At 70.8% G+C, this 24,575-nt stretch carries 25 protein-coding genes; 10 read left to right on the forward strand and 15 right to left on the reverse strand.

The window, feature by feature from the left end; translation table 11 throughout:
- Window positions 1-18: 18 nt before the first annotated feature.
- The 8 genes from YIM_RS16680 to YIM_RS16715 form a co-directional block, all read right to left on the reverse strand.
- Window positions 19-645, reverse strand: coding sequence for a class I SAM-dependent methyltransferase (locus tag YIM_RS16680; RefSeq protein WP_153031224.1), 627 nt, complete (start codon window positions 643-645; stop codon window positions 19-21).
- Window positions 608-1,849: an MFS transporter gene (locus YIM_RS16685; protein ID WP_194240172.1), complete on the reverse strand. Its 1,242-nt coding sequence runs from the start codon at window positions 1,847-1,849 to the stop codon at window positions 608-610. The genes YIM_RS16680 and YIM_RS16685 overlap by 38 nt, the downstream gene beginning before the upstream one ends.
- Window positions 1,850-1,851: 2 nt before the next feature.
- The gene (locus YIM_RS16690; protein WP_153031226.1) at window positions 1,852-2,418 is read right to left on the reverse strand and encodes a DUF5825 family protein; all 567 of its coding nucleotides are present in this window, start codon (window positions 2,416-2,418) and stop codon (window positions 1,852-1,854) included.
- Complete coding sequence (locus YIM_RS16695; RefSeq protein WP_194240173.1) at window positions 2,419-4,245, reverse strand: RiPP maturation radical SAM C-methyltransferase; 1,827 nt, start codon at window positions 4,243-4,245, stop codon at window positions 2,419-2,421.
- Between the two features lie 154 nt (window positions 4,246-4,399).
- Entirely contained in the window at window positions 4,400-5,158 is a 759-nt protein-coding gene (locus YIM_RS16700) for a ferritin-like domain-containing protein (protein ID WP_153031227.1), read from the reverse strand.
- Window positions 5,155-6,102 (reverse strand): alpha-ketoacid dehydrogenase subunit beta, encoded by a 948-nt coding sequence (locus YIM_RS16705; protein WP_153031228.1) that lies wholly within the window; start codon window positions 6,100-6,102, stop codon window positions 5,155-5,157. The genes YIM_RS16700 and YIM_RS16705 overlap by 4 nt, the downstream gene beginning before the upstream one ends.
- Before the next feature lie 4 nt (window positions 6,103-6,106).
- Entirely contained in the window at window positions 6,107-7,066 is a 960-nt protein-coding gene (locus YIM_RS16710; protein ID WP_194240174.1) for a thiamine pyrophosphate-dependent dehydrogenase E1 component subunit alpha, read from the reverse strand.
- 95 nt (window positions 7,067-7,161) lie between these two features.
- Window positions 7,162-8,310 (reverse strand): CdaR family transcriptional regulator, encoded by a 1,149-nt coding sequence (locus YIM_RS16715; protein WP_153031230.1) that lies wholly within the window; start codon window positions 8,308-8,310, stop codon window positions 7,162-7,164.
- 324 nt (window positions 8,311-8,634) lie between these two features.
- Here YIM_RS16715 and YIM_RS16720 point away from each other — a divergent pair, with 324 nt between their 5' ends.
- Window positions 8,635-8,961 (forward strand): hypothetical protein, encoded by a 327-nt coding sequence (locus YIM_RS16720; protein ID WP_153031231.1) that lies wholly within the window; start codon window positions 8,635-8,637, stop codon window positions 8,959-8,961.
- A 42-nt stretch (window positions 8,962-9,003) separates the two neighbouring features.
- On the opposite strand, the gene YIM_RS16725 is transcribed toward YIM_RS16720, so the two are convergent.
- Window positions 9,004-9,504, reverse strand: a complete 501-nt coding sequence (locus YIM_RS16725; protein WP_153031232.1) for a DUF4396 domain-containing protein — start codon at window positions 9,502-9,504, stop codon at window positions 9,004-9,006.
- Between the two features lie 176 nt (window positions 9,505-9,680).
- Between YIM_RS16725 and YIM_RS16730 the strand changes: the two genes are divergently transcribed.
- Window positions 9,681-10,427, forward strand: coding sequence for an SDR family NAD(P)-dependent oxidoreductase (locus YIM_RS16730; RefSeq protein WP_153031233.1), 747 nt, complete (start codon window positions 9,681-9,683; stop codon window positions 10,425-10,427).
- 3 nt (window positions 10,428-10,430) lie between these two features.
- Here the strand turns inward: YIM_RS16730 and YIM_RS16735 are convergent, their stop codons facing one another.
- Entirely contained in the window at window positions 10,431-11,915 is a 1,485-nt protein-coding gene (locus YIM_RS16735) for a CoA-acylating methylmalonate-semialdehyde dehydrogenase (protein WP_153031234.1), read from the reverse strand.
- Window positions 11,916-11,980: 65 nt separating this feature from the next.
- The gene (locus YIM_RS16740; RefSeq protein WP_153031235.1) at window positions 11,981-12,850 is read right to left on the reverse strand and encodes an aldolase; all 870 of its coding nucleotides are present in this window, start codon (window positions 12,848-12,850) and stop codon (window positions 11,981-11,983) included.
- Window positions 12,851-12,992: 142 nt separating this feature from the next.
- Here YIM_RS16740 and YIM_RS16745 point away from each other — a divergent pair, with 142 nt between their 5' ends.
- On the forward strand, window positions 12,993-13,763 hold the full coding sequence (locus tag YIM_RS16745; RefSeq protein WP_153031236.1) for a GntR family transcriptional regulator: 771 nt from the start codon (window positions 12,993-12,995) through the stop codon (window positions 13,761-13,763).
- 51 nt (window positions 13,764-13,814) lie between these two features.
- Here the strand turns inward: YIM_RS16745 and YIM_RS16750 are convergent, their stop codons facing one another.
- Window positions 13,815-14,450, reverse strand: a complete 636-nt coding sequence (locus YIM_RS16750; RefSeq protein ID WP_153031237.1) for a TetR/AcrR family transcriptional regulator — start codon at window positions 14,448-14,450, stop codon at window positions 13,815-13,817.
- A 77-nt stretch (window positions 14,451-14,527) separates the two neighbouring features.
- On the opposite strand from YIM_RS16750, the gene YIM_RS16755 reads away from it, so the two are divergent.
- The 5 genes from YIM_RS16755 (at window position 14,528) to YIM_RS16775 (ending at window position 18,778) form a co-directional block, all read left to right on the forward strand.
- The gene (locus YIM_RS16755; RefSeq protein ID WP_153031238.1) at window positions 14,528-15,457 is read left to right on the forward strand and encodes a zinc-binding dehydrogenase; all 930 of its coding nucleotides are present in this window, start codon (window positions 14,528-14,530) and stop codon (window positions 15,455-15,457) included.
- Window positions 15,458-15,472: 15 nt separating this feature from the next.
- Window positions 15,473-16,336, forward strand: a complete 864-nt coding sequence (locus YIM_RS16760) for an SDR family oxidoreductase (RefSeq protein WP_153031239.1) — start codon at window positions 15,473-15,475, stop codon at window positions 16,334-16,336.
- Complete coding sequence (locus YIM_RS16765) at window positions 16,333-16,872, forward strand: carboxymuconolactone decarboxylase family protein (protein ID WP_153031240.1); 540 nt, start codon at window positions 16,333-16,335, stop codon at window positions 16,870-16,872. Before YIM_RS16760 ends, YIM_RS16765 begins: the two co-directional genes overlap by 4 nt.
- Complete coding sequence (locus YIM_RS16770; protein WP_228004784.1) at window positions 16,869-17,462, forward strand: TetR/AcrR family transcriptional regulator; 594 nt, start codon at window positions 16,869-16,871, stop codon at window positions 17,460-17,462. The genes YIM_RS16765 and YIM_RS16770 overlap by 4 nt, the downstream gene beginning before the upstream one ends.
- Before the next feature lie 125 nt (window positions 17,463-17,587).
- Window positions 17,588-18,778, forward strand: coding sequence for an SGNH/GDSL hydrolase family protein (locus tag YIM_RS16775; protein ID WP_153031241.1), 1,191 nt, complete (start codon window positions 17,588-17,590; stop codon window positions 18,776-18,778).
- 165 nt (window positions 18,779-18,943) lie between these two features.
- Here the strand turns inward: YIM_RS16775 and YIM_RS16780 are convergent, their stop codons facing one another.
- The 3 genes from YIM_RS16780 to YIM_RS16790 form a co-directional block, all read right to left on the reverse strand.
- Window positions 18,944-19,327 carry a hypothetical protein gene (locus YIM_RS16780; protein WP_153031242.1) on the reverse strand — a complete coding sequence of 128 codons (384 nt, stop codon included), beginning with the start codon at window positions 19,325-19,327 and terminating at the stop codon, window positions 18,944-18,946.
- Between the two features lie 130 nt (window positions 19,328-19,457).
- Window positions 19,458-20,105, reverse strand: coding sequence for a response regulator transcription factor (locus tag YIM_RS16785; RefSeq protein WP_153031243.1), 648 nt, complete (start codon window positions 20,103-20,105; stop codon window positions 19,458-19,460).
- Complete coding sequence (locus tag YIM_RS16790; protein ID WP_194240175.1) at window positions 20,102-21,232, reverse strand: sensor histidine kinase; 1,131 nt, start codon at window positions 21,230-21,232, stop codon at window positions 20,102-20,104. The genes YIM_RS16785 and YIM_RS16790 overlap by 4 nt, the downstream gene beginning before the upstream one ends.
- Before the next feature lie 193 nt (window positions 21,233-21,425).
- Here YIM_RS16790 and YIM_RS16795 point away from each other — a divergent pair, with 193 nt between their 5' ends.
- Together YIM_RS16795 and YIM_RS16800 are read left to right on the forward strand one after the other, a co-directional pair.
- Window positions 21,426-22,121, forward strand: a complete 696-nt coding sequence (locus YIM_RS16795) for an ABC transporter ATP-binding protein (protein ID WP_153031245.1) — start codon at window positions 21,426-21,428, stop codon at window positions 22,119-22,121.
- Window positions 22,118-24,571 carry an ABC transporter permease gene (locus YIM_RS16800; RefSeq protein ID WP_153031246.1) on the forward strand — a complete coding sequence of 818 codons (2,454 nt, stop codon included), beginning with the start codon at window positions 22,118-22,120 and terminating at the stop codon, window positions 24,569-24,571. The genes YIM_RS16795 and YIM_RS16800 overlap by 4 nt, the downstream gene beginning before the upstream one ends.
- Window positions 24,572-24,575 lie beyond the last annotated feature (4 nt).

Genomic DNA, 24,575 nt, shown 5'->3' on the forward strand with positions numbered 1-24,575 from the left:
CCGGTAGTTCTGGTATCGCTAAGCGGCCACGGCGAAGAGGAGGGCTTGCGGAACGCTCTCGTCCGGCTTGAGCAGCACCTGGGCCTCGACGGTGAATCCCGCGTTCCGCAGCCAGGTCGCCATCTGATCGGGTTGCCGCCAGTGGACGTGCACCTTCATCGGATGGCCGCCGTACCCCTCGGTCTTCAGGCGTGAATCGTCGCCGACGTGGAAGCCCGCCAGCAACGGCCCGCCCTGGCGCAGCACGCGCCGGAAGTGCCCGAGCACCAAGGGGATCTCGTCGTCCGGGAGGTGGATCAACGACCACCAGGCGAGCACGCCGCCCACCGAGCCGGGGGCGAGGTCCAGCTCCGTCATCGAGCCGACCGCGAAGCGCAGGCCGGGGTGGTCGCGCCGCGCCACCTCGATCATCGCGGGGGAGAGGTCGATGCCGAACGCTTCGACCCCCAGCCCGGCCAGGTGGGCGGTGACGTGCCCGGGACCGCAGCCGATGTCCGCGACGGGCCCCTCGCGCACCTGCTCGGCGAACATCGCCAGCGCGCCGCGCAGGTACACGTCACCGGCCACGGCGTCCCGCAGTTGCGAGGCGTAGTCGTCGGCGACGGTGTCATAGGAGGTCCGGGTGTCTGTCAGCCAGGTCGACATTTCCGGAACGATAGCTGACGAGGGTGAGCAGGCTGGTGGCGGCGATCGCCGCTCCCGCCACGATCGCGACCACCGGGGAGAAGGACGAAGCCAGCACGCCGGCCAGCAACCCGCCGATCGGCACGGTCAGCAGGGAGAACGTGTAGAACACCGCGTACACCCGTCCCTGCTGCCCGACCGGGGTCAGCAGCTGCCTGACCGTGGCGGCGGTGACGGCGAAGAACGCGACTCCCGCACCGAAGAGTGCCTGGTAGGCGGCGAGCAGCAACACCGGCGACCCGAGCGCGGCCAGCGGCACGAACCACAGCGAAACCACGATGACCACCAGCGAAACCGGCAACACCACCCGTGAGCTGACCACGCCCAGCACCCGCCGGGTGGCCAGCGCCGCGACCAGGCCGCTCACCCCGCCGACGGTGATCAGCCCGCCGGTCACCGAAGGCGGCAACCGCAGGTGGTCGAGCAGGTAGGCGAACCAGAGCGAGCTGACCACCGCGCCCCCGAAGTTGAACAACGCGAACGCCGCCACCAGCGACCGCAGCACCGGGCTGCCCGCCACAAAACGGATTCCGTCACGCAGGTTCCGCCACCAACCCGACGCGGCCACCTCCACCGGCTGGTCGTGCACCGCGCGGATCGGGGCCAGTAACACCGCCGACAGCACGAAGCTCACCGCGTCCACCAGCAACGCCGTGCCCGCGCCCGCGAAGCCGATCAGCACACCCGCGACCAACGGCCCCGCCACGTCGGCGGCGCTTTCCGCCTGGGTGAACCGGCTGTTCGCTTCGGCGTAGTCGGCGCGGTCGACGATCCGGGGCACGTAAGCCTGCGCACCCACGTCGAACACCGTGGTCAGCACCCCGATCGCCGGCACCACCGCGAACAGGTGCCACAACCGCAGCTCACCACCGGCGGCCAGGCCGAAGACGCCCAGCAGCAACACCGCCCGCAGCAGGTCGCAGGCGATCATCGCGGCCCGCTCCGGTCGGCCGACCAGGTTCGCGGCGGCGGGCAGGGCCAGCACCGCGCCGGGCAGCAGCTGCACCGTCCACAGTAGAGCCACCTGGCCCGGCGTCGCCCCGGCCGAGGACAGGGCCAGCACCGGCACGGCGACCAGCGAGAACCGGTCACCCAGCGCGCTGACCGCCCGTGCCGCGAGCACCGAGCGGAACACCGGGTGCGCGCGGAGCAGGCCCGGCGCCACGGTCAGATCGCGTCGAACGGCACGGGCCAGCGGCGCAGCCGGTACGGCAGCAGCGTCACCCAGTCACCGCGGCGCAGCAGCAGTTCTTCCTCGGCCAGCAACGCGCAGAGCTCCTGCGCCGCCGGGGAAAGCTCGGACCAACGCCGTACCGGTTCCAGTTCCGGCCACGCCGACATCGCCTTCTCGTCGTCGATCCGGTACCGCGCCCCGCCCTCCCCGCGAACGTCCTTCAGCAGCACAAAACCCGGGCCGCGCTGGTAGTAGCAAAGGCCGAACCGGTAGGCGTGCCGCCATTCCCGGCCCTCATCCCCGAGAGGAGGCGGCAGATGCCCCACCAACATCAGGTCGAACGGCACCGCCCGCGCCCGCCACTCGATGCGGAGCGTGTACGACACCGCCTCCCGCAACAACCGCAGGAAACGCACGTCCCGCTCGTCGTCCGAACCGAAGCTCACCGGTTCGGGCAGGACCAGCAACTGGACCCCGTCGGCGGACAACGCCGCCGGATCGAGCGCGAGGATCTCCGCCGGGCCGACGTGGCGCACCCGTGGATCGATCGAAACGTCCATCTACTTGATCCTCACCGGAACGCTGGTGGTGGCGAGCGCGATGAACCGGTCGCCCTCGCGGAAGACCAGGCCCGCGTCGCAGAGTTCGTCGAGCCACGCTTCGAGTCGTTGGGCGGGAACGTCCACTTTAGACAGCAAAGCTCGGTTCGACCGTCCCTTCTCCAGTTCCCGGTAGGCGGCGACCAGCGCGGGGTCCTCGATGTGGTGGTCGCGCACCGGCCAGCCGCTGCGCCGGTCCTCCAGCAGGATCCCGCCGTCGAAGTCGACCCGCAGCAGACTGCTTTCGTGGTGCCGCTTCTTCCACTCCTCGATGGCTTCCTCGAGCGCCTCGACCACTTCGCCGAGAATGCCGAGTTCCTCGCTGTCGAACAGGTAGACCAGGTCTTCCAGTTCGCGCTGCGGCAGGTCGTAGACGTGCCGGTAGATCTCGGCCGGCCGCCGCCGGCCGAAGCCCAGTTCCGGCCGGTCGAAGTTCGGGCTGAACCGTTCGAGCAGGATCGGCGTGGCGTCCGACGGCGGCTGGAGGTGCACCAGCGCGGGCAGCTGGCGGATCAGCGGCCAGTAGTCGTCGTCGGTCTCGCCGGGAAAGCCGAAGAGCAGGTTCCAGGTGGTGTCGAGCTGCGCGGAATGGCAGTCGCGCAGGGTCCGCACGTTCCGGATCGCGTCCACGCCCTTGTCCATCAGCTTCAGCACCCGCGTGCTGAGCGATTCGATGCCGGGCTGGAGGTGCGCCACCCGCGCGTCGCGCAGCGCGCCGATCTGCGCCGGGGTGAGGTTCGCCTTGACCTCGTAGTGGATGCGCAGGTCCCAGTCGAGCGCGGCGATGTCGGGCAGCAGCGTGGTGAAGTAGGCGTTGTCGATGATGTTGTCCACCATGATGATGTCGAGCGTGCGGTGCCGGGCGACCAGGTGCGAGATCTCGCCGAGCACCCGCTCCGGCGCTTTGCTGCGGAACTCCATCAGCGAGCCGTTGAGCCCGCAGAAGGTGCAGTGGTGCAACTCGCCCCACCAGCAGCCGCGAGCCGATTCGAGCACCAGCTTCGGCTGGACGTGGCCTTCCAGCGGGGAGCTCTCGATCAGCTCGAACCAGTCGTCGAAGTCCGGCATCGGGATGCGTCCCGGCGGCAGCGGCTCGCGCCGGTCGGGATTGGCGACGCTTTTCCCGTCACGGCGCCAGCACAGGCCGGGCAGGTCCGCGGGCTCCGCACCCCGTTCGATCGCGTCCAGCAGCGCCGGGAAGATCTCCTCGCCCTCACCACGCACCACGTAGTCCAGGCACGGGTAGTTGCGGTGCAGCGCGGCGCCCATCGGCCCGTCGCAGTTGCCGCCGCCGAGCACGGTCAATACCCCTGGGGCGTACTGCTTGATCCGGGCGGCCAGCGCGAGGCTCGGCACGTTCTGCATGAACGTGCTGCTGAATCCGACCAGATCCGGTTCGTCCGCGAGGATCTCGCGCGCCGCCAGGTCGATGAACTCCTCGGCGTGCGGCCGCATGTCCAGCGCCCGGCCCGGGTCGAAACCCCGGCGTCGCAACAGGTCGGTGAACTCGGCCAGGCCGAAGTCGCCGCCGTGCAGCACGCCGGTGAAGACGAAGTCACCGATCCCGTGGAAGATGCCGTTCTCGGCGACCTCCAGGTACTCGTTCGGGCCGAGTTCGCCATCGGACCGCTCCAGCAGGAACTCGGCCCAGTGCATGTTGCCGTGGTAGCAGGGCGGTGCCTCGCGGCCGGCGGCCCGGCACGACGCCCGGAGCAGGCCCAGTGGCAGCGAGGGCATGTCGAGGGCCTGCCACGGCATCGCGGCCAGCCGGACGTTGAGGGTGCTCATCGGGCCTCCAGACCGGAGTGGGGGGCGCGGTGCACGCCCCCCACGGGTGGGTCAGTGCTTCTTCACGGTTCGCGCCTGCGTCTTGATCGGCACCAGGTACCGGCAGGTGCCGGTCACCGACTTCTCGAGCCGGACCTTTTTGATCGCCATGTGTTCACCTCCTCTCCGGGACGGGGATTCCGGCCCCGCGCAGGCGTGCGCGATGCCGGCGCATGAACCACTGCTCGATCGGCTCGGCCGGCTTGCCCATGACCGCGCCGAGTCCGGCGGCCACCTCCGGCAGCCGGGCGATCCGCAGCGCGCGCTCGGACCACTCGCCGAAGTGGGTGTCCCACTCCTCGCGGCCCTCCGGGGTGGCGTAGCTGCGCCGCAGGTAGTTCAGCCCGATCGCGACGTGGCGCACCTCGTCCGAGCGGACGTGCCGGTAGATCTCGCCGAGCGGGTCACCGGCGAAGATCCGCTGCAGCAGCACGAACTCGTCCGCCGCGATGCCCTCGAAGGTGGTGTGCATCAGGAACTTCTCCAGATGGCTCACCGTGGACAGGGTCTCGTGCAGTTCGTCGAGGAAGCCGTCTTCGGAGACGTTCGCCAGGTCACCGCCGCGGGCCACGGCGTAGGCGAGAAAGGCGTCGGCGTGCCTGGCTTCGTCGGAGACCGCGGTGGCGAAGCTCAGGCGCAGCGCGACGTCGTCGGTCTCCGACACCAGTTCCGCGGCGGCCACCAGCCCGGCCTGCTCGGCGAAGTACGAAGTGGACGCCAGTATCCACGCGCGCTCGGTGTCGGCCTCGTCGAGTTCGGTGGCACCATCGCCGATGATCTCGCGCGCCGACCACTGCTCGCTGTGCCGCCCGCTGGCGAAGAGCTGGAACGAGGCGTCGTCCAGGGTGGTGATCTCGGGTTTGAGCAGGGTCATGCCGGTGACCTTTCGCCGAGCAGGGCCAGTGCCTGCCGTTCGATGGATGCGGGGCCGGGGTAGACCGCCCGCTGGAGCGCCGGGCTGAACGGGGACGGCACCGGGAGCGCGGTGCAGCGCCTGGCCTGCCGCGGCCGCACCACCTCCGCGGTGACCAGGTTCGCGACGATCTCCGAGGCGACCGAGCAGGGGCCGATGGCTTCGTCGACCACCAGCACGGTGCCGGTCGCCGCCGCCGATTCGGCGAGCCCGGCGATGTCCAGCGGCGCGACCGTCCGCACGTCGACCACCATCGCGCTCACGCCGAACTCGGCGAGCCGGTCGGCCGCGGTGAGCGCGTGCCGCACGCCGAGTCCGATCGCGACGATGGTGATGTCCTTGCCGCGCCTGGCGATCCGGACCCGGCCGAACGGGACGCCGTCGACCGCTCCGCCGGTCCAGTGCGGTTCGTCGGTGAACAACGCGGGTGACTCCAGGATGACCACCGGATCGGGGTGCGTCATCGCGGTCGCCAGCAATCCGGCCGCCTCGGCACCGCTGCCGGGCACCGCGACCACCAGGCCGGGGACCTGGGCGAGCATCGCGTACGGCAGGTGCTCGTGTTGCGCGCCGAGGGATTCACCGCCGCCACGGGTCTGCGCGCGCACGGTCAGCGGTACTTCGTACTGGCCGCCGGTCAGGTAGCGGAGCTTGGTCGCCTGGTTGACCAGCGGGTCCATCGCGGTGAACAGGAACGCCGCCCTGGCCAGGTCGACCACCGGCCGCAGCCCGGCGGCGGCGAGCCCGACGGCGAAGTCCAGGGTGGCGTTCTCGGCGATCGGCATGCTGCGGATGCGCTCCGGTCCGAACTCGTCGACGAACAGGCCGGGCTGCCAGGTGCAGAGGTAGACCAGGTCCGGGTCGCGGCGCAGGGCCTGGACGAGGGCGGCGTGCAGGGCGATCATCGGCTCACCACCTGGCCACGGTGAGGTCGTCGCAGACCGTGCCGGGCGACGGCTCGGGCTGGGTGAGCGCGTGCGCGGCGGCCAGGCGCATCTCCTCGGCGGCCCGCCGCCGCGGTTCGGTCAGGTCGAAGTCCGCGCGGGACAACGGATCCCGGGCGCGCCACTGCCGGACTTCGTCGAGCGGGCGGTATTCACCGGGTGGCTCGGGGCCGAACTGGCAGTGGAAGTCGCGCAGGTAGGTGGAGGCGTCGAGGAACCGGGCGGTGCGCTCGTCGCGAACGAGGGGGAGCAACTCGGCGGCGGTGCCGGCGACCGCTCTGACGTCGTTCCCGTCGACACTCACCGACGGCACGCCGAGCCCGGCGGCGACGGCACCGGGCGCGATGCCGGACACCAGTTCGCTGCGGGTGCGGTCCTGGTATCCGTTGTTCTCGCAGACGAACAGCAGCGGCAGGCGCTGGTGGGCGGCGATCCGCAGGGTCTCCAGCACCACTCCGGCACCGACCGCGCCGTCCCCGAAGAACACCACCACCGCGCCCGGCTCCTTCCGGATCCGCAGCGCGGCGGCCATTCCGGCGGCGATGCCGACGTTGGCGCCGACGATGGAGTTCCCGCCGAGGAACCGGTGCGAGCGGTCGGCCAGGTGCATCGAGCCGCCCTTGCCCTTGTTGAGCCCGGTGGCGCGGCCGAGCAGTTCGGCGAACATCGCGGCCGGGTCCAGCCCGCACGCCAGCGCGTGCCCGTGGCAGCGGTAGTAGCTGACCACGTGGTCTGCCGGGCCGAGCCGCGCGCAGACCCCGGCGGCGATCGCCTCGTGCCCGGTGGCGGGGTGGAGCGCGCCGGGGACCTTCCCGCGCCGCTGCAGTTCCAGCGCGGTCTCCTCGAACGCGCGGATCCGGAGCATGGTCTCGTACAACGGCAGATCGCGGCGCTGGACTGCGGTCGCGGCATCCGCCAGCGTCATCTGGACCTCCGGGAGGTGGGGGAGAAAGCCCACCATCGCAAGGCGGCCCGCGGCACGTCATCGTGACAAGGTGAGAAGCGCCGCTGATCCCGTTGTCATGTGTGACAACCGCGGTGCGCGGCGCGGGCCACCGCGCTGGTCAGGATGCGTACTCCGCGCACGGAGCCGGGGTCGACGCCGACGAGTTCGCGGACCCGCCGCAGCCGGTAGTCCAGCGTCCGCGGATGGATGTGCAGTGCGAGCGCGGCGCCGAGCCGGTTCATGTCGTTGCGGTAGTAGGCATCCAGCGTCGCGACCAGTTCCGGGCCGCCCGCCAGCCGCCGGACCAGTTCGCCCAGCCAGTGGTCGATCTCCGGTACCCCGGCCACGCCCAGCTCGACGAAGACCTCCGGAATGCCGTAGAGCGTGCTGGGCACCCGTTCACGTGGCGCGACGTCGGCGACGCGCCTGGCCACTTCGGCGGCCTCGGCGAGGGCTCCCGCGTGCCCGGTCGCGGCACCCACCGCGCACGGCACCCCGGCCGCCGCCACCATCTCCCTGACCACCGCCAGCGCCCGGTCGTGGTCCACCGGGAGCAGGGCGACCAGCTCGTCCGGTTCGTGCCAGGTCGTCACCACCGAATGTCGCCTGAACGCGGCTTCGATGATTTCGTCGGCGGCGCCGATCGATTTCGCCGCGAAACGCAGTACCGCGACAAAATACTCGGCGTGCGCTTCGACACCGAGCCGCCGGGCGATTTCGGCCGTGGTGGTGGCATTGGCCAGTAGTGATTCGGCGAGTTCGCGGACCCGTTGCGCCGGTTTCACCCGCAACGCCTGCTCGTCCAGATAACCGTTGAGATAGGCGGCGCAACCACGGAGCCCCTGCGCGCCGAACCACGCGGTCAACCGGAGCAGTTCGGTCACGTCCGCGCTTTCGCCCGCCGCCGCCTGGATCTCACTGAGCATCAGGTTGGTGTGCAGGGTCAGCGCGGATTCCACGGACCTGGTGGTGAACCCGCCCGCCGCCCGCGACCGGCCGATGGCGCCGATGAACGAAAGCGCGCTTTCACCCAGTGGTTCGCCGGTCCGCGCCATTTCCACGGTGTGTCTTCGAAACCACACGGCGTAGTCGAGCAACTCCGCTTTGCCGTGCGGATTCGCCGCTTCCCGCCGGTAATCCGGGATTTCCCTGATGAAAGTCTCCACCGCGGCGCGCGCATTCGCTTCCGCGCGTTTCGCCAGCACCCCGAAAAGATCACTCACCCCGAACTCCCCTCGATGTGGAAAGGGTAGAGGTTGTGGGCCGCTGGTCAATCCGCGTGCGGCGGCGGGCAAGTCCGCACCGGTGTTCCTGCCACCGTGTCGAAACGTCGAAGCCGAACCCCGGTGGTGCGAGCAGGAGGAACCCCGATGCCACCTTCCGGCACTTCGCCGGCCGGGCCGCCATCGACCCGGCGCTGCGGGTGCGCGGCGTGGCCGGGTGGCGGATGCCTCGATCATGCCGAGGTGCCCTCGTGCAACACGAACGCACCCGCCATCATGGTGGGGGAGAAGGCAGCGGACCTGATCACCGGTTGGGGAGGGCGGATGGACGATCCGCATATCCACGTCGAGCGGAAGGTGCTGCACTCCGGTGCCGACTACCGCAACGCCGTCGCGTCGATGCTGGGCGCGGTGACGGACGCCCCGGCCGTGGTCACCACCGGGTGCGGCATCGAGGTGCCGTACGCGATGACCTCGCCGCACCCGGAGAGCGTGACCTGCCTGGCCTGCCGGGAACACGCGGCCCGTGAGCACCGGGCGTTCGCTGCGCAGGTGGAGAAGCTGAGCCGGATGCCGGGCTCGGTCGTGGCCCCGGAAGACGCCGCCAAGGCCGTCGAGCGGCACCAGGACCTGGCCCGGCGGTTCGGCTGAGCGGTGCCGGGGGCCGCCACCCGTCGTGTCCTACTAAGATGCTTAGTGGTGGTAGGCGTGCGCTACCGCATGTCCCTTGCCGCGGCCGATCAGCCACTTGTTCACCGGCATGGTGACCAGGAAGGCGATCAGGAAGGCGAAGGCCAGTGCGCCCCAGAACAGCCAGGTGCCCAGTCCGGCGTCCATGGCTCCGGGGACCACCAGCATCACGCCGTTGTCGATGATCTCCATCACGGTGATCGACACGGTGTCCGCGGCCAGTGCGACCTTCAGCGCCTGCTTGAAGCCGACCCCGGCACGCAGCACGCCCCGCATGCTCAGCGCGTAACCGAAAACGAAGGCCAGCGCGATGGCGAGCACAATGGTGGGCAGGTTGTGCCAGCCGAGCGCGGTGCCGATCACCATGCCGAGGACCTCGCCGATGGCGCAGCCGGTGAGGCAGTGCAGCGTGGCGGACGCCGCCGTGCGCCAGCTCGCGCCCGAGCCGTGGTGGTGATGGCCGTGGTGTTCGGGTGTTTCCGTCACTGGTCGCCCCTCTCTCATCGGTGCTGCCCAGTTTCTATACCCCTAGGGGGTAGTGGCGCAAGTCCTTCTTTAGGATACGCCCCTAGGGTATGAATGCCCGCCACGATGACGGTCGGCTTCCGGCGCCTGGGTGCGGCGCTCCCAGGAAAACCGCGCCACCCCGGCGCGGCACCGGGCGGCGCATCGTGGAAGGCATGAACAGCGCAACCTGGGACCTGACCGGTCGCGTCGCCGTGATCACCGGGGCCGCGCGGGGCATCGGCCGCGCGACGGCCGAGTTGCTCCGTGATCGCGGCGCGCGGCTGGTCGTCACCGATTTGTCCGGCACCGTCGACGAACTCGCCGCGGACGACGTGGCCACGCTCGTCGGTGACGTGGCCGGCGAGCGGGTCGCCGAAGCCACCGCGCGCCTGGCCGAGCAGCGGTTCGGCCGGCTCGACATCCTGGTCAACAACGCCGGCCGGACGCTCAACAAACCGATCACCGAGACCACCGCCGAGGACTTCGACGGCATCCTGCGCGTCAACGCCCGCGGCAACTTCCTCCAGGCACGCGAAGCGTTCCGCATCATGGAACGCGGCGGAGGCGGCGCGATCGTGTCCGTCGCGTCGGTGTCCTCGACCGTTGCCTTCGCGACGCAGACCGCCTACGCCGCCTCGAAGGGCGCCCTCGCTCAGATCACCCGCGTGCTCGCGATCGAGGGCGGGCCGAAGGGCATCCGCTCCAACGCCGTGCTGCCCGGCGTGATCGACACCGACATCATGGACGGTGTCGTCGACAACGGCCGGGAGATGCTGGCGTCCTTCGGCCCCGCTCACCCGATCGGCCGCATCGGTCGCCCGGAGGAGGTCGCCGAAGTGGTGGCCTTCCTGGCGTCCGATGCGGCCGCGTTCGTGACCGGTGCGCTTGTCGCCGTCGACGGCGGGTGGACCGCCCAGTGAGGCTCAGCTCGACGTCGGGAAGTTGAATCCCGCGTCGGTGTTCGGCCAGCGCGTGGTGACCACCTTCGCGCGCGTGTAGAAGTGGACGCCCTCGGGTCCGTGGATCGGGCTGTCGCCGATGAGCGAATCCTTCCAGCCGCCGAAGGAGTAGTACGACATCGGCACCGGGATCGGCACGTTCACCCCGATCATGCCGACCTTGACCTCGCGCTGGAACCTGCGCGCGGCCTCACCACTGCCGGTGAAGATGGCCGTGCCGTTGCCGTACGGGTTCGCGTTGATCAGCGCGATCGCCTCGTCCACAGTGGAGACGCGGACGATGCCGAGCACCGGGCCGAAGATCTCCTCGCGGTAGGCGTCCATCTCCGCGGTCACGTGGTCCAGAAGGGACGGACCGACGAAGAACCCGCTTTCGTGACCGGGAACGCTGAGGCCGCGGCCGTCGACGACCACGGTCGCGCCCTGCGCGGCGCCACTGGTCACGGCGTCCGCGACCCGCGTGCGGGCGGCTTCGGTGATCACCGGCCCCATGTCGTTGCCGTCCTGGTCGCCGGGTCCGACCTTGACCTCGGCCGCCTTGCGCCGCAGGATCTCGACCAGCTTGTCCCCGGCGTCACCGACGGCGACCCCGATGGAGATCGCCATGCAGCGCTGACCGGCCGAGCCGAACGCGGCCGCGGTGAGGTGGTCGGCGGCGTATTCGAGGTCGGCGTCGGGCAGCACCACGGCGTGGTTCTTCGCTCCGCCCAGTGCCTGCACGCGCTTGCCGCTCGTGGTCGCGCGCTCGTGCACGTACTTGGCGATCGGCGTCGAGCCCACAAAGGACACCGCGGCGATGCCTGGGTGGTCCAGGATCGCGTCGACGGCCACCTTGTCGCCGTTGACCACGTTGAACACCCCGTCCGGCAACCCGGCTTCGGCGTACAGTCCGGCCACCAGCCGCGAAGCCGACGGGTCGCGCTCACTGGGCTTGAGCACGAAGGTGTTGCCGGTGGCGATGGCGATCGGGTGCATCCACGACGGCACCATGATCGGGAAGTTGAACGGGGTGATCCCGGCGACCACGCCGAGAGGCTGCCGGAAGTTGTGCACGTCGACGTCGCGGGAGACCTGATCGGAGAAACCGCCCTTGAGCGCGTCGGCGATGCCGCAGGCGTACTCGACCACCTCGCGGCCACGCACGATCTCACCGCGCGCGTCGTCGATGACCTTGCCGTGCTCGGCGGAGATGATCCTGGCCAGCTCGTCCTCGTGGCGGACCAGCAACTCGCGGAAGGCGAACATCACCTTCGTCCGCTGCGACAGCGAGGAGTTGCCCCACTGCTCGAAGGCCTTGCCCGCGGCCGCGACCGCGGTGTCCACATCGGACGATTCGGCGAGCAGGACGTTCGCCTGCTGCCGCCCGGTGGCCGGGTTGTAGACCGGCGCCGTGCGGGTCGAGCCCGCCGGGGTCGCGACGCCGTTGATCCAGTGTTCGATGGTCTTCACGGGTAATCCTTCACAGGTAGTGCTTCTGCGTGCGTCGCCGGTGCTGCCCGCCTCGTGGTGCAGCTTCATAGCAACCCCACTGCGGTGTCGACCGCCTTGGCGACATCCCCGTCGTGTGGGTAGAGCAGCGATCGGCCGACCACCAGGCCCTGCACGGTCGGCCGCGCGAGCGCTCGCTGCCACGCGGCGAAGGCCGCGTCCGGATCCTTGACCTCGCCGCCGAGCAGTACCGCTGGCAGGGTCGACGCCGCGAGCACGCGCTCCATGTCCTCGACCACCGGGAGCTTCAGCCAGGTGTAGGCGGAATCCCGGCCGAGCCCGGAGGCGATGGTGATCGAGCGGATCACGGCCTCGGGGGAGAGGTCGTTCTTGAGCCGCCCGCCGACCCAGGTGGACAGGAACGGCTCCACCATCGCGATCAGCTTCCGGCCGGCCAGATCGTTGACCGCGTTCGCGGTGTTCTCCAGCACGCTCGGCGTGGCGGGGTCGGTCAGGCAGATCCGGGTGAGCGTCTTGCCGCCGTCGAAGCGCCTCCGCTCGATCGATTCGGCGTCGTAGCAGGCGAAGCGGTCGTCGACCTCGAAACTCGAACCGGCCAGTCCGGTCCGGTTCATCGACCCGATCACCGTCTTGCCGTCCAGCACGCCGAGCAGCAGCAGGTCGTCGAGGATGTCCGCGGTGGCCAGGACTCCGGTGACGCCGGGGCGTTCCAGTGCCAGGCAGAGCCGCTCCAGCAGCTCGCCGCGGCCGGCCATGGCGAGCGGGTCGGCGCCGACGCCGTTCGCGCCGCGGGCCGGGTGGTCCGCGGCGATGATCATCGTGCGGCCCTTGTCGTTGAACGGCGACTTCGCCCGCACCCGGTTCGCGGCCGCTTCGGCGATCGCCTCCGGTGCCTGTACCCGCTTGGCGACGATCCGCCGCACCATGTCGGTCACTGTGCCTCTCCCAGCTTGTGCAGTCCGCGGTGTCACACTCGTCGGGTCGGATACCGACCCTCGCAAGTCGTCGCCGACTTTGTCAAGACATATGGACATAAGGTCATAGTGACCATGCTGGCGGTCGCGTAGGCTCCGTGCGATGAACCCGCGTCCGCAGCCCGCCAGGTGGGAGCCCGCTCGCGAGATCGTGGTGGATCCGAACAGTCCGGAACCGCTGTACTTCCAGGTCGCCCGGCAGTTGCGGGCGGCGATCGAGGACGGCAGGCTGCCGGCCGGCGGGCGGCTGGACAACGAGGTGGACCTGGCGGCCCGGCTGCACCTGTCCCGGCCGACCATTCGCCAGGCCATCCAGTCGCTGGTCAACCAGGGGCTCCTGGTGCGCAAGCGCGGGGTCGGCACGCAGGTTGTCAAAACGAAGGTGGCGCGCCCGCTCCGGCTGAGCAGCCTGTTCGACGACCTCACCGATCTCGGCGGCAAGCCGGAGACCGTGGTGCTGGTGAACCGCGTGGAGGCGGCTTGCGCGGACGCCGTCGAGCGGCTGGAGGAGCCCGGCCTGACCGGCGTGCGGCGACTGACGCGGGTGCGGTCCACCGACGGTGAGCCGCTGGCGATCATGAACAACTACCTGCCCGACGGCATCATCGACCCGGACGACGACGAACTGCGCGACCAGGGCCTGTACCAGTTGCTGCGGTCGGCCGGGGTGCGGCTGCACGCCGCCCAGCAGAACGTCGGCGCGCGGCTGGCCACCGAAGAGGACGCCGAACTGCTGGGCGAGGAACCGGGCGCGGCACTGCTCACCATGCGGCGCACCACCTACGACGAAACCGGCCGCGTGGTCGAGTACGGGTGGCACGTCTACCGGGCGTCGCGCTACTCGTTCAATCTTTCCCTGACCAACAGCGGGTGAAAGTCCCCGACTTCCCATCCGGCATCCGCGACGCGAAGCGCGAACTCGCGGTCACCGCCGCGCCGGGGCGGTGAGGGTGAAGCTCTCGGGCAGCAGGTCGAACATCCGGTTGAGGTGCCCGGCGAAGTCCTCTTTGGTCGGCGTGCCCGGCTGCTCCGCCCACGCCTCCTGCGCGAGGTGGAACGCCGAGACGAGCATGTCCATCGCCAGGCGCACGCGCGGGTCCGCGGGATCGTCGAGCTGAAGTCGCGTGTGGAGGATCTCCAGCGCGGTCCGGCTCGTGCGCTCGCAGAAGTAGAGCCCGTACGCGTCCACGGACGGTGTTTCGGCGGCCAACCGGCGCCCCAGCAGTACCCGGTGCGCCCAGTCCGCGCCGGTCATCTCGCCGAGCGCGGTGAGCAGCGCGGCGCGCAGGAGGTCGACCACCGTGCGGTCGCCGGGATCGAGCACGCGCAACTCGGCCAGGAACGCCGCCCACAGGTCCTCCGACGGCGCCAGCGCGACTTCTTCCTTGCTGCCGAAGGTGCGGAAGAAGGTCCGCTTCGACACGCCCACCGCGTCGCAAAGCTCGTCGAGCGTGGTGTCCGCGAACCCGCGAGTGGTGAACAGCTCCAGCGCGGTGCCGATCAGGTCGTCCCTGGTCCGCAGTTTCTTGCGCTCGCGCAGCGGCAGCCGGTCGGTGCTCATGCGGTCAGCGTAGCGGAGCGGCATTTGCCTCTTGTAGGCTATTGCCACTGAGTGGCACTTTTGGAAGGTGGGACCTGATGCGTGCTCTGCTGGCTGACCCCGGTGCACCCGGCGGCCTCCGTCTCGGCGAGGCGCCCGAGCCCGTCCCGGCGGCGAACCAGGCACTGGTGCGGGTGGCCGCCACCTCGCTCAACAGTGGCGAGGTCGTCGCCCTGCTCCCGGACGCGCCGCCCGGCGCGGTGCTGGGGTGGGACGCCGCGGGCGTGGTCGAACGCGCGGCGGCCGACGGCACCGGACCCGCCGCCGGAACGCCGGTGGTGACGCTGGGCATGGCCGGGGCGTGGGCCGAACTGCGGGCGGTCGACACGAACCTGCTGGGCGTGGTGCCCGAAGGCGCCGACCTCGGCGCGATCAGCACGGTGCCGGTCGCCGGGGCGAGCGCGTTGCGCGCACTGCACCGCGCCGGGCCGATCCTGGGCAGGCGGGTGCTGGTCACCGGCGCGACCGGGGGAGTGGGCCGGTACGCCGTCCAGCTCGCGCGCCGCGGTGGCGCGCACGTGCTCGCGTCGACCGGGAATCCGGACAGGCACGGGGAAAGCCTGTGTGCGCTCGGTGCGCACGAGGTGGTCGACGGACCGTCCTCAGTGGACGAACCGGTGCACGCGGTGATCGACGTGGTCGGCGGTGAGCAGCTCGTGCGGGCCTACGCCAAGCTCGCCGAGCACGGCACGCTGGTTTCGGTCGGGCGGTCCTCCGGTGCCGACGCGGTGCTCCCGCCGTCCGCGCTGGAGGGCATGGGCGGGCACGACCGCTCGATCACCACGTTCTTCCTGCTCAACCACTCCGGCTTGGCCGCCGATCTGACCTGGCTCGCCGAACTGGTGGCGGCGGGCGAGCTGGATCCGCACATTTCCTGGCGCGGGCGCTGGGACGACGCGGCGACCGCCGTCGCCGCCCTGCGTGAACGCCGCCTCTCCGGCAAGGCGGTGCTCGAGATCGGCCATTGACGAACACCGGTGTTCGTGAATACCGTCGGTCCGGTGGAGCTGGCGGGCAAACGAGTGCTGATCACCGGCGCGGCGGGCGGGATCGGCCGGGCGACGGCCGGTCTCGCGGCTGCCCGGGGCGCGCGGCTGTACCTCACCGACCTCAGCGAGCCGGGACTGGCGGAGGTGGTGCGGGAGATCCGCGACGCCGGTGGAATGGTCGACTTCGCCGAACCCGCCGACGTCAGCAGCCTCGACGCGGTGACCGGGCTGGGGGAGCGGATCCACGCGAGCTGCGGTCACGTGGACGTGGTCATGAACGTCGCGGGCATTTCCGCCTGGGGCACGGTGGACCGGCTCGAACACCGCCACTGGCGGAGCCTGGTCGAGGTCAACCTGATGGGACCGGTCCACGTGATCGAGACGTTCGTGCCCCCGATGATCGCCGCGGGCCGGGGCGGGTACCTGGTCAACGTCTCGTCCGCGGCCGGGCTGATCGGGCTGCCGTGGCACGCGGCCTACAGCGCCAGCAAGTTCGGCCTGCGCGGGGTGTCCGAGGTGCTGCGGTTCGACCTGCGGGAGCACGGCATCGGGGTCAGCCTGGTCTGCCCCGGCGGCGTGCGCACCCCGCTGACCGAGACGGTGGAGGTCGCCGGGATCGACACGGCGAGCCCGACCTGGGTGCGCCTGCGCGAGGCGTTCCGCAGGCGCGCGGTGACCCCGGAACGGGTGGCCGCTGCGATACTGCGCGGCGTGCGGCGCAACCGGTACCTGGTGTACACCTCGCGCGACATCCAGCTGATCCACTTGCTCCAGCGGCTGTGCCCGCCGGTCTACGTCCTGCTCATGCGCCTGGCGAACTTCGCCATGCGACAGCTGCTGCGCAAGGCCGTGCGGTGACCGGGCAGCGCATCACGCCCGGCGGGCGCGCCGAGGTCGGCCTGTTCGCCTGGGCGTTCGCGCGGATCAGCGGACGGGTCACCGGCACGAAGCCGCCCAAGCTGTTCCTGACCATGGCACGACGGCCGCGGTTGTTCCGCGGCTGGCTGCGTTTCGCCGCGCGGCTCATGCCCGGCGGCACGCTGCCGCGACGTGACACCGAGCTGGTCATCCTGCGGGTGGCCCACGTCCGGGAATGCGCCTACGAATTCGAGCACCACCGCCGCCTCGGTGCCCGGGCCGGCGTCGGTGCCGGGGACCTGCGGCGCATCCAGGCGGGCCCCGATGACCCGGGCTTGACGCCGCGCGAGCGCGCACTGCTGAACGCGGTGGACGTCCTGCTGGCACAACGTGATCTCGACGACGACAGCTGGGCCGACCTGCGTGCGCACCTCGACGAACCGTCCGCGATCGAATTCCTGTTGCTGGTAGGGCATTACGACATGCTGGCCACCTTTCTCAACACGCTGCGCATCACGCCGGACGAGCCGCGGTGACGACACGCCTGCCGAGCGGACGCCACCACCTCAGCCGGGACGAGGTGGTCGGCGCGCAACGCGCCCGGATGCTGCGGGCCGCCGCCGAGGTGATGGCCGAACAGGGTTATCCCAGCGCGACGGTAGCCGCCATCATCAAGCGGGCCGGTGTCTCGCGGGAGACGTTCTACCAGCAGTTCACGAACAAGCAGGCGTGCTTCGTCGCGGCTTTGGAGGCCGCGATCGACCTGCTGGCGTCGGCGGTCGAACCGCCGTCGGCGGGCACTCCGCTGGAACGCTTCGACCGCTTTGTCGGCACGTATCTTGAGTTGTTGGCGGAACATTCCGCGCTCGCCAGGCTGTTCCTCATCGAGACATACGCCGCGGGCCCGGAAGCGATGCGACGCAGACTGGAATTGCAGCAGCACTTCGTCGAACTGCTCGTGCTGACCTTCGACGCGCGGTCGCCGCGGGAACGGTTCGCGTGCCAGGCGCTGGTCGGATCGATCGTGTCGCTGGTGACCGCACGTTTTGTCGAGGGCGACACCGGCGGGCTCGCCGCGCTCCGTGAGCCGATCGTCGGCCTCGCCCGGGACCTGCTTGTCCGCTAGCGGTCATTCCGGGACCACTCCGAAGACCAACGCCCTGACCATTCTCGAAGTCGGTGACGGCCGCGCGTTGATCAAGCTTTCCCCCGTGTAGTCGTCCGCCGGGTACGCGATGGCACACTGCGATCATGACCGACCAGCCCGCCGCCGCCTCGTGGACCACCCCGCCCATCACCGCCGACCTGGTGCGGGGCGCGGTCGAACTGGAGCACACCGAACACGGTTTGCTGCCCCATCGCCTGCCGTCCTGGGCACGGGCGCAAGGCGGGGACGGGCAGCTGGCCATGGCCGAGGCCCAGCCCTCCGGCGTGCGTCTCGCGTTCCGCACCCGCGCCACCGCGGTGGAATTGGACACGCTGCGCACCAGGGTCGGCTACCGCGGCCTGCCGCTGCGCCCGGACGGCCGCTATGACCTGGTCATCGACGGCGTCCCGGTCGGGCAGGCCAGCACCACCGGTGGCAAGGTCCAGCTGCTGGACATGACCACCGGAACCACCGAAACCCAGCCGGGCCCGATCGGCACGGTCCGATTCGACGGTTTGCCCGATCGGATGAAGGACGTCGAGATCTGGCTGCCGCACACCGAGATCACCGAACTGGTCGAACTGCGCACCGACGCCCCCGTCGAACCAGCCCCGGCGAAGGCGCGGGTGTGGCTGCACCACGGCAGCTCGATCAGCCAGGGCTCGAACGCCGCGAGCCCGGCCACCACCTGGCCCGCGCTCGCCGCCGCCCGCGGTGGGGTCGACCTGATCAACCTCGGTTTCGGTGGCAGCGCGCTGCTCGACCCGTTCACCGCGCGCACCATGCGCGACATTCCGGCCGACCTGATCAGCGTCAAGATCGGCATCAACCTGGTGAACGCCGACCTGATGCGCCTGCGTGCCTTCGGCCCAGCGGTGCACGGCTTTCTCGACACCATCCGCGATGGCCACCCGACCACGCCGCTGCTGGTGGTCTCGGCCATCCTGTGCCCGATCCACGAGGACACGCCGGGCCCGGGCGCGGTCGACTTCAGCAGCGGCACGATGCAGTTCCAGGCCACCGGCGACCCAGCCGAACGCGCCGCCGGAAAGCTGACGCTGACTGTCATTCGCGAGGAACTGGCCCGAATCGTGACCCAGCGCGCCGACCCCAACCTGCACTACCTCGACGGCCGCACCCTCTACGGCGAGGCAGATGCCGCCGAACTCCCCCTACCGGACCGGCTGCACCCGGACACCGTCGCCCACCACCGCATCGGCACCCGCTTCGCCGATCACGCCTTCAGCCCCGGCGGCCCATTCGCCCCCCAGCCCACGCCGCACCGCCGGGCGTAACGCTCGTGGCTACGCCGCACCGGGGAGCGCAACGCCGGTGACCGCGCCGCCTACCACGGGGCGCGGCTTCCCGAGTCGGGCCCACCTGCCGTCGACCCGAGCCGTCCGCCGCGCTCAGTGCGCCAGCTGCCACCGGGCGGAACTCCTGGCGGGCAGCTGTGGGTCCTATGTGGACGGCTGCAGCCAGCTGCACAGCACGAGCACGCAGCAGTGCTCGTGGTCGACCACGGCGCGCAGTCGCTGATCACCGCAGTGTGCGTGGAACTGGTGCTCCGACATCAGCAGGACGAGCGGGTCGTCCGCGGAAGTCGCCTTGAGCGCGGCCTTGCACATCGCCGCGGCCGACCGGAATCGTCGCCGGATCGGAGCCTCCAGGTCGCGTGCCCCGGTCAGGCCGATGTCGGTGAAGTTCCCGGCCGCCCACACGGTCGCGTTCGCGGCGTGCGCGGCCAGCCGGGCGCGCAGCTGGCTGGGCTTGCAGCAGTGCACCTCGCTGATCTGCACGAGGCGGCCAGAAGCGGGTACCGGCTGACGGAACGGCCAGTGCACGTCGAGGCGACCTCCTGAGCAGCGTCAGCGCATTTCGCACCCAGCAGGGTACGGCGAACGCGGGGCGCGTGCGGCGAGTCACCCGGATTCACCCCGGTCGTTCTACCGGCCACCGGCCGAACGGCCAGGTTCAGCCCGCTCCGGCGTCGTGCGCCAGGATCGCCGCCTGGACGCGGTTGGTCAGCCCGAGCTTGGCCAGTGACCGGCTCACGTGCGCCTTCACCGTGGCCTGGCTCATCATCAACTCCTTTCCGATGTCTGCGTTCGACAAGCCCCTGGCCACGGCGTCGATCACGCCCCGCTCGCGGTCGGTCAGCGCGGTGAGCTTCTCCCGCGCCCGCCGGGCCCGTTCCGGATGCCGCTCGGCGAACGCGGTGATCAGCCGCTGGGTCACCGTGGGGGCCAGCATCGCGTTTCCCGCCGCCACCGTGCGGATCGCGGCGGTCAGTTCCACCGGCGGCGTGTCCTTGAGCAGGAACCCGGCCGCCCCGGCTCGCAGCGCCCGGTGCACGTAGTCGTCCAGGTCGAAGGTGGTCAGCATGATCACTCTCGGCGGCCGCTCCAGCCGCGTCACTTCCTCGAGCGCGCGGAGCCCGTCCAGCACGGGCATCCGGATGTCCATCAGCAGCACGTCCGGCCGGTACCGCAGCGCGGCCTCCACCGCCGCCCGCCCGTCTTCGGCCTCGCTCACCACCTCCAGATCGGGCGCGGGCTCGAGCAGGCCGCGCAGCCCCGCCCGCACCAAGGCCTCGTCGTCGGCGATCACCACCTTGATCACCACGCCTCCTTCTCGGCGTAGGGCAGTCGCGCCGTCAACATCAAGCCGCCGCCGGCTCTGGCGCCCAGGAGGAGGGTGCCACCGACCAGCCGCACCCGCTCCTGCAGACCCAGCAGACCGAGCCCGAGACCGGGCAGCGGTTCCGGTTCTTCGACCGGCACCGCGTTGCTCACCCGCACCTCGATGGCCTGGTCCACCTCCTCCAGTTCGACCTCGGTCTCCACCGCGCCGGCGTGCTTGTGCACGTTGGTCAGCGCCTCCCGCACCACCTGGTACGCGGTTTGCGCCACCATCGGGGACACCTGCGGCAGTACGGCCTCATCGTTCCACCGCACCGGGATCCCGGCCGCTCGCGAATCCGCCACCAGCTCGCCGATCTTGTCCAATGTGGACGGTGGCTGCCGGGTCGGCTCGGCGGCCGCGCCGATGCGCAGTACCCCGAGCACATCACGCAGCTGGGCCAGTGCCTCGCGCCCGGTCGTCCTGATCAACGCGGCCGTTTCCGCGGTTTTCTCCTCCTTGGTGTTCACCTCCAGCACCCCGGCGTGCAGCACCATCAGCGACACGCGATGGGCGACGACGTCATGCATCTCGTGCGCTATCCGCGTGCGCTCACTCGCGCGGACCTCACGGACCTCGGCCGCATGCCGTGCCGTCACGTTTTCGGCCTGCCAGCGGAGTTCGGCCACCAGCTCCCGCCGGGTGCCGATCCACAACCCGGTCGCGAGCGGCAGCAACACGAACAGTGCGATCCCGCCCGTGGCCGGAACCAGCTGCGACCAATCCCGGCCGCCCAGTGTCGCGCCGAGTACCTGCGGCAACAGGGTCACCACGCTGCCGGCCGCGACGTACAAGGCCAGGTGGGCCGGCCGCCGGAAAGTGATCCCCACCATGTAGGAAGCCACCACCAGCGGAGGCCACAGCGATGTCACCACCGTCACCGCCGCCAAGATCGCGAGCGGCACCCACAGCCACCGGAAAAGCAGCCAGAGCGCGACTACCGTCGCCGCGACCAGCGTGGCTCTGAGCACGGTCAGAACGGTCCCGTCCCCGTTCGCCAGGACCGCGATCATCGTTCTCGAACCGATCGGCAGGAACATGCCGATCACCAGGATGGCGCAAAGCACACCTCCCTCTGTTTTGCTCGGGAAGAAGCCCGGCGGGGGCCGAAACCATTCGAAAACCGGCACGGATCGAGCGTATCGGCGCCGGTCGCTCCACCCATCGTTCTTAAGTCGGCACGATGGTGTCTCTTTAGTAGGGGGTGCCATCGACTTCCGGCCGACGCCCGGCCCGCCACCGGACGCCGACGATGGGGCCATGACAGAAACAGCCAGCGCGATCGGCGTCCGCGGGCTCACCAAGGTCTACGGCTCCGGCGAGACCGAGGTGGCCGCGCTGCGCGGTATCGACGTGACCTTCCGGCGCGGTGAGTTCACCGCCATCATGGGCCCGTCCGGTTCGGGCAAGTCCACTCTCATGCACTGCGCCGCGGGGCTGGACCGCCCCACCGCCGGGCAGATCCTGCTCAACGGCGTGAACCTGTCCACATTGTCCGACGACGCGCTGACCGAACTGAGGCGAGATCAGATCGGCTTTGTCTTCCAGGCGTTCAACCTGCTGCCGACGCTCACCGCGCTGGAGAACATCACCCTGCCGCTCGACCTGTCCGGCAGCCGGGCCGACCCCCGGCTGCTGGACCGGCTGGTCGGCACCCTCAAGCTGAACGGCCGGCTGGATCACCGGCCGAGCCAGCTCTCCGGCGGGCAGCAGCAGCGGGTGGCCTGCGCGCGGGCACTGATCACCGAGCCGGCGGTGGTCTTCGCCGACGAACCGACCGGCGCCCTGGATTCCGACAGTTCCGCCGAACTGCTCGGCTTCCTGCGGGCCAGTGTGGACGAACTCGGCCAGACCATCGTGATGGTCACCCACGATCCGGCCGCCGCCGAGTACGCCGACCGGGTGCTGCTGCTCGCCGACGGCGTGCTCGCCGGGGACCGGAGTGCCGTCCGATGATCCGTTCGGCGCTGCGGGACCTGTTCTCGCACAAGGGAAGGCTGGTGGCCACGCTTTGCGCGATCGCGCTGGGGGTGGCGGCAACGGTGGCCGGTTGGGTGCTGGCCGATTCGGTCACCGCGACCCTGGCCGAGCGACCGGTCCGGGACGGCACCGGGGCCTGGGTGAGCACGGGCACCGGGCCGGGGCTCACCGAAGCGGACCGCGAGCGCCTGGCGACTTCGCCCGGGGTGCAAGGTGCCGCGGGGGTGCGCGTGGGGCACGCCGGCCTGGTGGGGGCCGACGGCAAGCTGGTCCGCTCGGAAACCGCCCCGGACCGCGCCGGGACCAACTGGGACGAGACCGGCCGGTTCCGGCTCACGGCCGGAACGGTCCCGGGAACCGGCGAGGTGGCGCTGCACCGGGCCGACGCGGAGCGAGCCGGGCTCGCGCCGGGTGACGGGGTGCGGGTGCTGCTCGGTGAAGGGCGTTCCGAACAGGTTCGGGTCGCCGGGGTGTTCGACTACCTGACCATGGGGCCGGACTCCGGTGACGCGGCCGATGTCGTGCCGTCGGTCGCCTACCCGGCGGCAGCCGCCGAGTCCAGGTTCGGTGCCGAGTACCACCGGATCGAGTTGGTGCTGGCTCCGGGCGCGGGCCCACCGCCAGTGGCCACCGGGCAGGTGGTGTCCTTCGGGGCCGAGCTGGCCGTGGCGGCGCGGGCGGACATCGAGTCCTCGCGCACCGACCTGCGGCTCACCGTGCTGCCGCTGGCGGCGATCGCGCTGCTCGCGGGGATGTTCGTCATCGGCAACACCTTCACCGTGCTGATCACCCAGCGGACCCGGCAGCTGGCGCTGCTGCGCGCGGTCGGTGCCACCCGGCGGCAGGTCCGTCGCACGGTGGTCGCCGAAGCCGCGGTGCTGGGACTGGCCGGGGGCACTCTCGGCTGCCTGCTCGGGGCCGGGCTCGCGCCGGTGGTGCTCGCTCTGCTCCAGCCGGGGGAGGAGATGGTGTACCGGGTTTCGCCGCTCGCCATCGGACTCGGGTACCTCGTCGCGGTCGGGATCACCGTGCTCGCCGCGTACGGTCCGGCCCGGCGCGCGTCGAAGGTGCCACCGATGGCAGCCCTGCGCACGGATCAGGTACTGCGCGGCCGGGCCTTCACCGGGCGCACGGTCGCTGGGCTGGTGCTGCTGACCGCCGCGCTGGTGGGGGTGGCCGCGACCGCGGATCCGTCGGCGGAAAACCTGCCGAGGATCATCGGGCTGGTCTCGGCCGTGGCCGGAGCGGGCGGTTTGCTGCTGCTCACCCCGGCGCTGGGCGCGTTGTTCTTCCGCCGGTTCCGCCGCGGCACGCCCGCGGTCCGGCTCGGGGTGCGCAACGCGGCCAGGGATCCACGCCGGACCGCGGGTTCGGCGGCCGCGATCACCGTCGGCCTTGGTCTGGTGTGCGCGTTCGGCACCCTGAGCGCGACGCTGACCGAGCTGATCGCCTCCACCATCCGGGCCAACGTGCCGGTGACCACCACCGTGCTGCGACCGGCGGCTGGCGGGGCGGCCGTGCTGGGGCCGGGGGACCTGGCGCGGATCAGCGAGGTGCCCGGGGTGACCGCGGTGGCGGGCAGCCGGGACCGGCTCGCCGAGATCTCCTATCCCGGCGGGCGGACCCAGCGCAATGTCTCCGCGATCGAACCGTCGGCGCTGACCGGCGTGCTGTCACCGCAGATCACCGCGGGTGACGCGGATCTGACTCGTGGCGTGGTCGTCTCCCGGAACCAGGCGGACATGCTCGGGCTCGGGGTAGGGGACCCGATCACGCTGAGCCCGGGGCCGGGCGCCTCGATCGCCACCCGGGTCACCGGGGTCTACGAGGCGACCGAACTGCAGGCGAGCATCTACTACGACCTGGCGCTGGCGCCGCCGGACGTTCGCGAGCGGATCAGCCTGGGTTACGCGACGGGGCCTGACCCGGGCGCGGTGCGCAGGTCGATCGAAGCGGCGTTCGCCGACCGGCCGGACGTGCTGGTCACCGACCGGGACGGGCTCGCCGAACAGGGCATCGAGTCGCAGCGGTTCGCATTTGTGCTGCTGTACGCGATGTTCGGGGTGGCCGTGGTGATCGCCGTGTTCGGGGTGGTGAACACGCTCGCGCTGTCCGTGCTGGAACGCACGCGGGAGATCGGCATGATGCGGGCGATCGGCGCGTCCCGCTCGCTTGTCCGGCGCATGGTCCAGGCGGAGAGCATCGCGATCTCCCTGTTCGGCGCGGTACTGGGTGTGGTCGCCGGGCTTGGCGCGGGGGCGGTGATGCAGCACGCGATGCTCGGCCAGTCGCTCGGTGACGCGTCGGTACCGGTGGACGTGATCGGGATCTGCCTGGTCGGCATGGTGCTCGCGGCGGTGGTGGCCGCGCTGTGGCCTGCGCGGCGCGCGGCGAGAACGGAGGTGTTGCCCGCGATCGCTCCCTAGCTCT

Source organism: Amycolatopsis sp. YIM 10, assembly GCF_009429145.1.
Taxonomy (GTDB): domain Bacteria; phylum Actinomycetota; class Actinomycetes; order Mycobacteriales; family Pseudonocardiaceae; genus Amycolatopsis.

Coding starts and splice junctions, on each gene's coding strand:
- YIM_RS16680 (WP_153031224.1), bottom strand. CDS start 645: ATGTCGACCTGGCTGACAGACACCCGGACCTCCTATGACACCGTCGCC.
- YIM_RS16690 (WP_153031226.1), bottom strand. CDS start 2,418: ATGGACGTTTCGATCGATCCACGGGTGCGCCACGTCGGCCCGGCGGAG.
- YIM_RS16695 (WP_194240173.1), bottom strand. CDS start 4,245: ATGAGCACCCTCAACGTCCGGCTGGCCGCGATGCCGTGGCAGGCCCTC.
- YIM_RS16700 (WP_153031227.1), bottom strand. CDS start 5,158: ATGACCCTGCTCAAACCCGAGATCACCACCCTGGACGACGCCTCGTTC.
- YIM_RS16705 (WP_153031228.1), bottom strand. CDS start 6,102: ATGATCGCCCTGCACGCCGCCCTCGTCCAGGCCCTGCGCCGCGACCCG.
- YIM_RS16710 (WP_194240174.1), bottom strand. CDS start 7,066: ATGACGCTGGCGGATGCCGCGACCGCAGTCCAGCGCCGCGATCTGCCG.
- YIM_RS16720 (WP_153031231.1), top strand. CDS start 8,635: ATGGACGATCCGCATATCCACGTCGAGCGGAAGGTGCTGCACTCCGGT.
- YIM_RS16725 (WP_153031232.1), bottom strand. CDS start 9,504: ATGAGAGAGGGGCGACCAGTGACGGAAACACCCGAACACCACGGCCAT.
- YIM_RS16730 (WP_153031233.1), top strand. CDS start 9,681: ATGAACAGCGCAACCTGGGACCTGACCGGTCGCGTCGCCGTGATCACC.
- YIM_RS16745 (WP_153031236.1), top strand. CDS start 12,993: ATGAACCCGCGTCCGCAGCCCGCCAGGTGGGAGCCCGCTCGCGAGATC.
- YIM_RS16750 (WP_153031237.1), bottom strand. CDS start 14,450: ATGAGCACCGACCGGCTGCCGCTGCGCGAGCGCAAGAAACTGCGGACC.
- YIM_RS16755 (WP_153031238.1), top strand. CDS start 14,528: ATGCGTGCTCTGCTGGCTGACCCCGGTGCACCCGGCGGCCTCCGTCTC.
- YIM_RS16775 (WP_153031241.1), top strand. CDS start 17,588: ATGACCGACCAGCCCGCCGCCGCCTCGTGGACCACCCCGCCCATCACC.
- YIM_RS16795 (WP_153031245.1), top strand. CDS start 21,426: ATGACAGAAACAGCCAGCGCGATCGGCGTCCGCGGGCTCACCAAGGTC.
- YIM_RS16800 (WP_153031246.1), top strand. CDS start 22,118: ATGATCCGTTCGGCGCTGCGGGACCTGTTCTCGCACAAGGGAAGGCTG.